The 8663-nt window shown below is 65.1% G+C and carries 5 protein-coding genes and 1 pseudogene; 2 read left to right on the top strand and 4 right to left on the bottom strand.

Annotated features, from left to right (window positions below; all coding sequences use genetic code 11):
* The coding region (locus A2J02_RS25375; RefSeq protein ID WP_068055338.1) for a (Fe-S)-binding protein at window positions 1-3138 on the bottom strand (3138 nt) is incomplete at its 3' end.
* Window positions 3139-3725: 587 nt separating this feature from the next.
* Here A2J02_RS25375 and A2J02_RS25370 point away from each other — a divergent pair.
* Together A2J02_RS25370 and A2J02_RS25365 are read left to right on the top strand one after the other, a co-directional pair.
* Window positions 3726-4382 (top strand): hypothetical protein, encoded by a 657-nt coding sequence (locus tag A2J02_RS25370; protein ID WP_068055335.1) that lies wholly within the window; start codon window positions 3726-3728, stop codon window positions 4380-4382.
* A gap of 170 nt (window positions 4383-4552) precedes the next feature.
* Window positions 4553-5671 carry a GNAT family N-acetyltransferase gene (locus A2J02_RS25365; RefSeq protein ID WP_068055332.1) on the top strand — a complete coding sequence of 373 codons (1119 nt, stop codon included), beginning with the start codon at window positions 4553-4555 and terminating at the stop codon, window positions 5669-5671.
* Here the strand turns inward: A2J02_RS25365 and A2J02_RS25360 are convergent.
* The 3 genes and pseudogenes from A2J02_RS25360 to A2J02_RS28475 form a co-directional block, all read right to left on the bottom strand.
* Window positions 5668-6789 carry a S1 family peptidase gene (locus A2J02_RS25360; protein ID WP_156516387.1) on the bottom strand — a complete coding sequence of 374 codons (1122 nt, stop codon included), beginning with the start codon at window positions 6787-6789 and terminating at the stop codon, window positions 5668-5670. The two genes, A2J02_RS25365 and A2J02_RS25360, sit on opposite strands and share 4 nt — an antisense overlap.
* 87 nt (window positions 6790-6876) lie before the next feature.
* Entirely contained in the window at window positions 6877-8175 is a 1299-nt protein-coding gene (locus tag A2J02_RS25355) for a S1 family peptidase (protein ID WP_068055327.1), read from the bottom strand.
* 75 nt (window positions 8176-8250) lie between these two features.
* Window positions 8251-8663 (bottom strand): annotated as a pseudogene (locus tag A2J02_RS28475) (hypothetical protein); the annotation flags it as partial.

Below are 8663 nucleotides of genomic sequence, written 5' to 3'. Positions count from 1 at the left end.
GGTGGTCGACGCCGCTGCCGGAGCCTCAGCTGGTGCCTCGGCCGCGGACGCCTCGGCTGGTGCCTCGGTGGTGTCCGACGCCTCGGCGGGTGTTGCCGCTGCCGCACCCGGCTTACGTGCACCCGGCTTCTTGAATCCGGACTTCACGGCCAGGCCCTTGGGCTTGACGGTCGGCTTGGATTCTGCGACAGCCTCGGCGGCGGGTGCTTCCGACGCCTTAGCCTCGGCAACCGGTGCCTCAGCAGCAGGAGCCTCGGCAGCAGGTGCTTCGGAGGCCGGAGCCTCGGTGGCAGGCTTACCCGGTGCCTTGGCTCCCGGCTTCTTGAATCCGGACTTCACGGCCAGACCCTTCGGCTGGACGGTCGGCTTGGATTCGGTTGCAGCAGAAGCCGATTCCGCAGGTGCGTCAGTGGTCGACGGCTCCGCGGCGGGAGCCGCGGTGCCCTCGGCCGGCTTACCTGGTGCCTTGGCACCCGGCTTCTTGAATCCGGACTTCACAGCCAGACCCTTGGGCTTGACGGACGGAGTCGATTCCGAGGCCTCGGCAGAAGGAGCTTCGGCAGCAGTGTCGGCAGGTGCAGGTGCAGCCGCCTTCGCGCCGGGTGCCTTGCCCTTCATCTGCAGACCCTTGCCACCGGGTGCCTTGCCGCCTGCCATTCCGAGACCCTTGGGCTTGGCCGCGGGTGCAGCCTCCTCCGTAGGCTCTTCGGCCTTGGTGGCAGAACCGGGTGCCTTCGCTCCCGGAGCCTTGGCCAGACCCTTCATCTTCAGACCGCCGCCGGCCTTGGGGGCCGGAGCTGCCGGAGCGGACTTCGCCTCGGCCGGCTCCTCGACGGGGGCGATGCGTTCGGCCTCTTCGACCTCCATCGCCTTTTCGGTCGCGAGCTTCTCCTCCGGAGTGCGCTCGCGGGGGATGACCTTGATGTTCTCGCCCAGTACCGAGGACTCGACGCGGGTGATCGACTCGAGCATCAGCTGCGCGACGTCGACGACCTCGACGCCCTCGTGCGCGCCGCCTTCCTGACGTGCGGTGACGCCGTCCGTGAGCATGACGCGGCAGAACGGGCAACCGGTGGCGATCTTCTTCGGGTTGGTCGCCAGTGCCTCGTCGACCCGGTCGATGTTGATGCGCTTGCCGATGTTCTCTTCCATCCACATGCGAGCGCCACCGGCACCACAGCACATGGACCGCTCACCGTGGCGCGGCATCTCCTTGAGATTGGAGCCCGACGCGGCCATGAGCTCACGCGGAGCGTCGTACACCTTGTTGTGACGGCCGAGGTAGCACGGGTCGTGGTAGGTGATGTCCTGGCTGACCGAGGCCACCGGGATCAGCTTCTTCTGACGCACGAGGCGGTTGAGCAGCTGCGTGTGGTGCACAACCTCGTAGTCACCGCCGACCTGCGGGTACTCGTTGCCGAGCGCGTTGAAACAGTGGGCGCAGGTGACGACGATCTTGCGCTTGCTCTGCTCGACACCGTCGAACACGCTGTTCAGCGTCTCGATGTTCTGCATGGCGAGCTGCTGGAACAGGAACTCGTTGCCCGCGCGGCGAGCAGAGTCGCCGGTGCAGGTCTCGTCCGCACCGAGCACCATGAACTTCACGCCTGCGGTGGCGAGCAGCTCGGCGACGGCCTTGGTGGTCTTCTTGGCGCGATCCTCGTAGGCACCGGCACAGCCGACCCAGAAGAGGTACTCGTAGTCCTGGAACGAATCGGCGTCCTGGCCGAAGACCGGGATGTCGAAGTCCATCTCGTTGATCCAGTTGAGGCGGTCCTTGGAGTTCTGGCCCCACGGGTTGCCCTTGTTCTCGAGGTTCTTGAACAGACCTGCGAGCTCGGACGGGAATTCCGATTCGATGAGCACCTGGTAGCGACGCATGTCGATGATGTGGTCGACGTGCTCGATGTCCACCGGGCACTGTTCGACGCAGGCACCGCACGTGGTGCAGCTCCACAGCACCTCGGGATCGATGATGCCGCCCTCGATGGCGTCGGCGACGAGCTTGCGATCGGCCTCGTCCCGAGCGTTCTGCGGGATGGCGTCCAGCGCCTTCTGGTCGACGTTGCCCTCGGAGTCGACGAGTCCGACCTCGTCGCCCGCCATGTCCTTCTTGCCGCCGGCCAGCAGGTACGGAGCCTTGGCGTGGCTGTGGTCGCGCAGCGACATGATCAGCAGCTTGGGGGACAGGGGCTTGCCGGTGTTCCAGGCGGGGCACTGCGACTGGCAGCGTCCGCACTCGGTGCAGGTGGTGAAGTCGAGCCAGCCCTTCCAGCTGAAGTCCTCGATCTTGCCTGCGCCGAACGCATCGACGTCGGGGTCGGCCTCTTCCATCTCGAGGACCTTGCCGCCGGACATCATCGGCTTGGCCGGGCCGAGGGCGACGGTACCGTCGTCCATGCGCTTGAAGTAGATGTTGGGGAACGCGGTGAAGCGGTGCCACGCGATACCCCAGTTGATGCGTGAACCGACGATGTAGAGCCAGATCATGCCGGACATCAGCTTGATGAACGCGAACACCGCGACCATGTTCGAGTTGGCGGGCAGCAGCTCGGCCAAGCGGATCGTGAAGAAGTCCGTGTACGGGTTCCCATGCCCGTACGTGGCGATCTTGCCTGCCTTGACGAAAACCATGCCGAGGCCCTCGATGAGCACGACGGCCTCGACGAAGTAGGCGGCTTTGAACCCGGAGCCGGCGAAGCGCGACTGACGCTCGGGCTTACGCGGGTGGTTGAGCTGGCGAATGATGATCAGCGTGGTGATGCCGATGACCGTGCCGAGTCCGAGTAGCTCGTCGATGAGGTGGTAGGCCGCGGTGTCACCGATGATGGGCCAGTGGAACTCGGGGTTGAACGTCTGGCCGTATGCCTCGAACCAGACGATGGCACCGAGCATGAAGCCGATCATGACCAGCCAGTGCGCCCAGCCGACGGTGCGGAACTTGACCATCTTGGTGTGGGCGAGGAACTCGACGACCATCTGCTTGAAGCGAGGGACTATCGGTCGCCAGCGGTCGGGTGCAGGCTGGCCGAGTCGCACGATGTTGAACATCCGCAGGCCCCCGCGAATGAAGACGTACCAACACACGAGGCTGAGCAGAGCACCGACTGTGCCCAACGTGATCGTCAGGGCGTTCATGTCGCGGCCTTTCGTTCAGGTGGCAGCTGGGGGCTACCGCGGGTTCGGCCCGTCGAGCCGGCTGACGGACTATGTTACTCGCCAGTAGCAGTTTCACCGTACTGACGGGTAACTTAGCACCACCGAGTGAAGCGGTGCTGGTGGGTGCGGAAGTGAGGCCGTCCGACGGGTGGGCTGAACTCGTCGGTAGGTTGTCTCGCAGATCACCGTATGCGTAGGCCGTCGAGGTGCTGTCGAGAAGGCAGTCCTTACCTACTCCGTTCGTGTGGCGGGATGTCGCCGACGGGCCGCCTGGGGCCGGTGGGATCACGCGCTCGGTCTTCCTCGATCGTTCGAACGATCGACATCTCCGATCCCAGCATGACGTGACTCGAGTCGCTGTGCTGCGAATATCCAAAATGTTTGTGACAGTGGGTAACTGACAGGTGGAGGACCTGTCACAAAAGGACAACGACCGGTCCGATTCTTACGCTACAATTCGGGCGCACCAAAAGTCGCAAAAGAGTCATCGGGGTGACTTTGCGCTTGACGGCTGCCTAGCGGTACTGCCAAGCACTCAACGCCACAGAAACGGAACTGATCTCCACATGAAACTCAGCAAACTGGTCGTCACGTCGGCCCTCGTCGCAGTCGCGATGGGCCTGGCCAGCGGAACCGCGTACGCACAGCCCGCCGATGAAACGGCCCCCGGTGACACCAACTACACCGTCGATCTCGAAGATCGCACGATCGTCACCACCATCGACGCAGGCGTCTTCAAGGTCGCCGACGACGGCAAGACGGTCGACGTCCTCGACGCCGCCGACAACACCCTGGTGACTCTCCCGCTGTCGTTCAATCTCGGCGGACTCAACTTCCCGTACGAGCAGAACGTCGACGACAACGGCAAGACCCTCCGTCTGATCCCGAACCTCGACTTCACGAAGGCTTCGGCGAACTCGCGCAGCATCGGCGCAACGACCGTCGCCTCGCCCGAGGAGAACCTCAGGGCGCAGCAGAACTTTTCCTCGCAGCTGGGAATCGCGACCGCGATCGGTGGATTCACCGGCACCGCGATCGGTGCTGTTGTCGGTGGACTCGGCTTCCTCGGTGGCCCCGTCGGCTTGGCGTCGGTACCGCTCGGTGCAACGATCGGCGGCATCGCGGGCACGATCATTGCCGGCGGACCCACCCTTGTTGTTGCAGGCATCGACTTGATCAACACGCTGAACGCGGCACCGGGCACCACGGTCTGGGCCAAGTAAGCAAGTCTTCACCGAAAACCCGCACTCTCGTCGAGGGTGCGGGTTTTCTTCGTTCTGGGTGGGTCGGCGTCGAGTTCGGGCGACCGCCGCACCCGTACGAGCACCGTTGGATCGAGTGCAACGAAGAAGTGCTTTCACACGCTTATTAAACTTTCCGTAAAGTAAATAGCATGGAAACCGACTACGAACCCATTATCGGAGCCGTGGACAGAACGCTGTCCGACGAACTTCGCGACGAGTGGGACGCACTGGCCGAGCGAGTCGGAACGGTCTTCTCTTCTCGCCGCAGTTATGCGTTGAATGCACCGCGACCTGCGGGCAGTGAACTGGTCTTCGTACACGTGCGTCGAGGTACGCGTCTGGTGGCCCTGGCCCCGATGTTCGTGACGCGACTCGGTCCGCTGAAGGTGGCGAAGATTCTCGGGGCCGGGCAGGGCGTTCCGACGGAACTGCTCAGCGAGGACGACGCGTCGTCTCGTGTCCTGTGGGATGCCGTCGACCGCTGCGGTCTGATCTTCTACGCGGATTCGATGATCGGCGATCGAAACGCCGTCGAGGCGCTCGGTGCGCATCCACGGTGGCGTTCGGAGTCGATCGTGCGGGAGCGAGTTCCGGTGATCGACGTGCCGGAGGGAAGTACCGCTCGGGACGTGCGTGGGCACAGTTCGCTGAAGCGGCTCGGAAAGTACAGACGTCAGGCCGAGCGGGCCGGGAGTCCTCTCACTATGGAGACCATCCGCGATGCGAAGCACTTCGAGCGACGCTGGGCGGACATATCCCGCTTGGCGGCCGCGTCGACGCTCCACAGCGATCGCACCGACTACCTTGCGGAGGAATCGCCCGCCGACCCGTCGGCGTCGGCCAAGGACTTCCTGGCTCGCGAGGCAGCGGCCGGGAGATTGACTCTCTCCGGGGTGAGCGTGGAGGGGCGATGGCGTGCGCATCAGATCTGTGTTCGGACCGGAGCTCGACTCGAAGCCTGGTTGACGCATTACGATCCCGAGGTTGCGAAGTACCAACCCGGGCATCAGATGATGGAATGGTTCGTCCAGAGCCACGACGAGCTCGACGTGACCGTGCTGGACCTGGGCGTCGGTGTCAACGACATCAAGAAGTCCTGGTCCACCTCGGGCTACGACGTGCTGGCCGTGGTGGGCGTCCCCACACGCATGGTCGGGTCTCGGATTCTGGTCGGCTTGGTGCGTCGATGGGAGCTGTCGCCCGGGTTCGCGCATGCGCGAAGAGTCGGCTACGCGGCGCTGTCACGTCTGCGACCGTCCACGCACTAGGACGTTCGGATCGTCAGGCCCGGGTTCTCGGCGAGTACGTCGTTGATGGGGGTGGCGAACAGCTCGGGCCGCTGACCCTGCAGCATGCTGACGACGGTCGCGACCTCGCAGGAGGGCTGATCGCCCACGTTCGATGCACTGGCGATGCCGACCGCGAGGGTGCCGCTGACGACAGGGCCACCACTGTCTCCGCGTAGCGCGCAGATGGAGGTGGAGAAGCCGCGGTCCAGAACGTTGTCGCCCAGTGCCACGTGCTGTCCTGTGGAAAGAATTGTGCCGCAACTGAATCCGGTTCTGGATCCGGATTTGCAGACCGGTGCTCCCACGATCGGGTCCACCGTCCCGGTGACGTGCAGTGGCCCTGCTCCGGGGACTCGCACGGCGTTGCTCTCGAATTCGGCGGCATTGGCGTCGTCGATGTCGATCAAGGCGTAATCGTTGCGCGACTGGCTCGTTCGATAGAACGTTCCGAATTTCGAGCCCACGAGACTGCCGTACATCGGATACGCGCCCGTCAGTGCCGCGGAGCCGGTGTCGGTGGTGTTCGGATTGCAGTGGCCCGCAGTGATGTTGACCGATCCGCGCGTCGGGTCGACGGCGTTGAATCCGAGGGAGCACCGCTGACCGAGGCCGGCCGGTGTACCCGCGAGAAAGCTGTCACCGCCGAGATACGAACTCGCACGGATCGGGCCTGCCGTCGGTGACGGATCGAAGGGGAGCAGGTCCAACAGCGGCTGGACGGCATCGACGATTGCCGGCGGGAGCTCGATGGGCGACGCGTCGATCCCGAAACCGTTGGCCGACGCGGCATCTGCGACGTCGGCGTGGGCCGGTCCGTCCGCCACCGCAACGACGGGACGTCCGTCCGCGTCCAGCCATGCTCTCGCTACGCCTTCGGAACCGACGGTGTCGGTGAACTCGGCCAGTCGGCGGGCTGCGTCCGCTCGGTCGAGAAATTGCTGCGGAGACAGCCCGAGGTCGCGGGCAACCGCGTCGGCCAACGCCTCAGGCAGCATCGCGTCGGCAACCGGATCTGCCCCAACGGTGGGCGCGAACACGGTCGCCGCAACCACGAGCGGCACAGCGAACATCGACAGCCGGAACGCTCGGCGACGCATAGAAACCTCTCCCCCCGGGCATCTGCAGATGTGATGCCGTTCACCCGTCGTACGACTATAGGCGGTGGAGGGCTCCCGCCGTACCCACTATTCGGTGCGGAGTGTGCTTCCGGTCGCGCGCGTGACCTGATCGATGGGAATGCCCAGGCTTGCCGTGCCACCGTATTGCGCCAGAGCGAGGTTGGCCTCGTTGCAATCGGGCGCGCCGCCGCTGTTGGATCCGCTGGTGATTCCCAATGCGAGCGTTCCGGTCACGATGGCACCGCCACTGTCACCCGCGAGAGTGCATGCGGTGCTGGCGAATCCGCGAACGGTGCGGGACGTGCCGTCCTCCATGTAGAGCTGTGTCTCGACCCGATCGGCCGCAACCACTCCACAGGTGAACGACGACGACTGCCCGGACTTGCAGACCGGCGCTCCGATGACCGGCGATGCGGTTCCGGTGACGGTGACGGTGCTGCCGTTCGCTCCACGGACGGTGGGGCGGTCGAGTCCCGACGCGATGCCGGTGTCGTTCAGGGCGATGACCGACCAGTCGAGGCCGTCCTCTGCGCCCAGGCTGGACCGATCGAACGACCCGATCTGCGTGCTGCGCGAGATGTCGGCCGGATCGGGCAGGTAGACCGGTGCGCCGCCGGATCCGGTGGCCTTGGCGGGGTTGCAGTGGCCTGCGCTGAGATTGACGGCCGAACCGGAGGAGTCGACGGCGTTGAAGCCGAACGAGCAGATGCTGATGTCGGTGGCCGGAGCGTCGGCGATGGGTCCCGAGGTGGTGACGTAGGTGTCGCCGCCCATCGGAGTCGGGTCGACCGGCTTGTTTCCGCCGGGGGAGAGAATGACCTTGATGTTCGCCAGCAGGGTGGGCAGGTTCAGCGCGCTACCGATCGGGCTGTTCACCAGATCGATGACGATCTGGTTGTCGATGAAGTCGATGGCCGTTCCGTTGATCTGCTCGGAGATCTCGCGAGGGAGGCCGGCAATCCAACTGTTGAGGTCTGCCAGCGACTTCTCGAGTCCGTCTGCCGACACGGGCGACTGCGCGGTGGCGTATCCGTCCTTGGCGACGGCCTGCGCCGCAGCAGGTGAGGTGACGGCGACGACGGCATTGCCGTCGGGTCCGATCCAGGCACCGGCGAAATCTGCCGGACGGCTGGCCCGGAAGTCCGATGCGTATTCGGAGAGTTCCTGCGCGCGGGCCGCCCGATCGAGATACTCCTGCGGAGAGATCTTCAGATCTCGCTGCACGGCTTCGACGAGCTCGCGGGGAAGCTGATCGGCGGGTGACTGGACGACGGGTTCTGCTGCTGCTGTCCCGGAGAACGAAGCAAGAAGTACAAAAGCCGTCGAACACAGCACTGCAGCACGCAGCGCCCCGGTGTTACGCATGAAATCCCTTCATCGGGTGCTTGTCATCAGCGCCCCACCCTAGGGCATCGGGCTCGGAATCCGTGATCGCGCAGCTCAGGGTTCTTCGAGCTCTTCGGATGGGGTGGTGGCCGTATCCGAGGTCGTGGTGGTCTCAGCCGGAGTCGTCGTCTCGACCGGGGTGGTCGTCACCGGAGTCGTGGTGACCGCAGGCGTCGTGGTGGGCACCACGGGCGCGGGCGCGGGCGCGGGGGCGGGCACCGGTACGGGCGCGGGAGCAGGCAGGGGAGCAGGTTCGGGTGCCACGTACGGCTCTTCCGGCTGTTCGACGACCTCGGGTACGAAGACGGGCTCGACGGAGGTGGCGGTGGTGGTCGAGGGTGCGCGCGTCGAGGTGACGATCGGCGAGCCGGCATCGGTGACGGTCGGGGGTGTCGCGGCGGGAGCGTCACCGAACACTCCGCTCAGTGCTGCGATCGCGAGGACGATGACCACGCCTGCTGCTGCGC

Source organism: Rhodococcus sp. EPR-147 (assembly GCF_001647185.1).
Classification (GTDB): domain Bacteria; phylum Actinomycetota; class Actinomycetes; order Mycobacteriales; family Mycobacteriaceae; genus Rhodococcoides.
The sequence above is the reverse complement of the archived record's forward strand: the minus strand, read 5'-3'. Positions and strand labels throughout refer to the sequence as shown.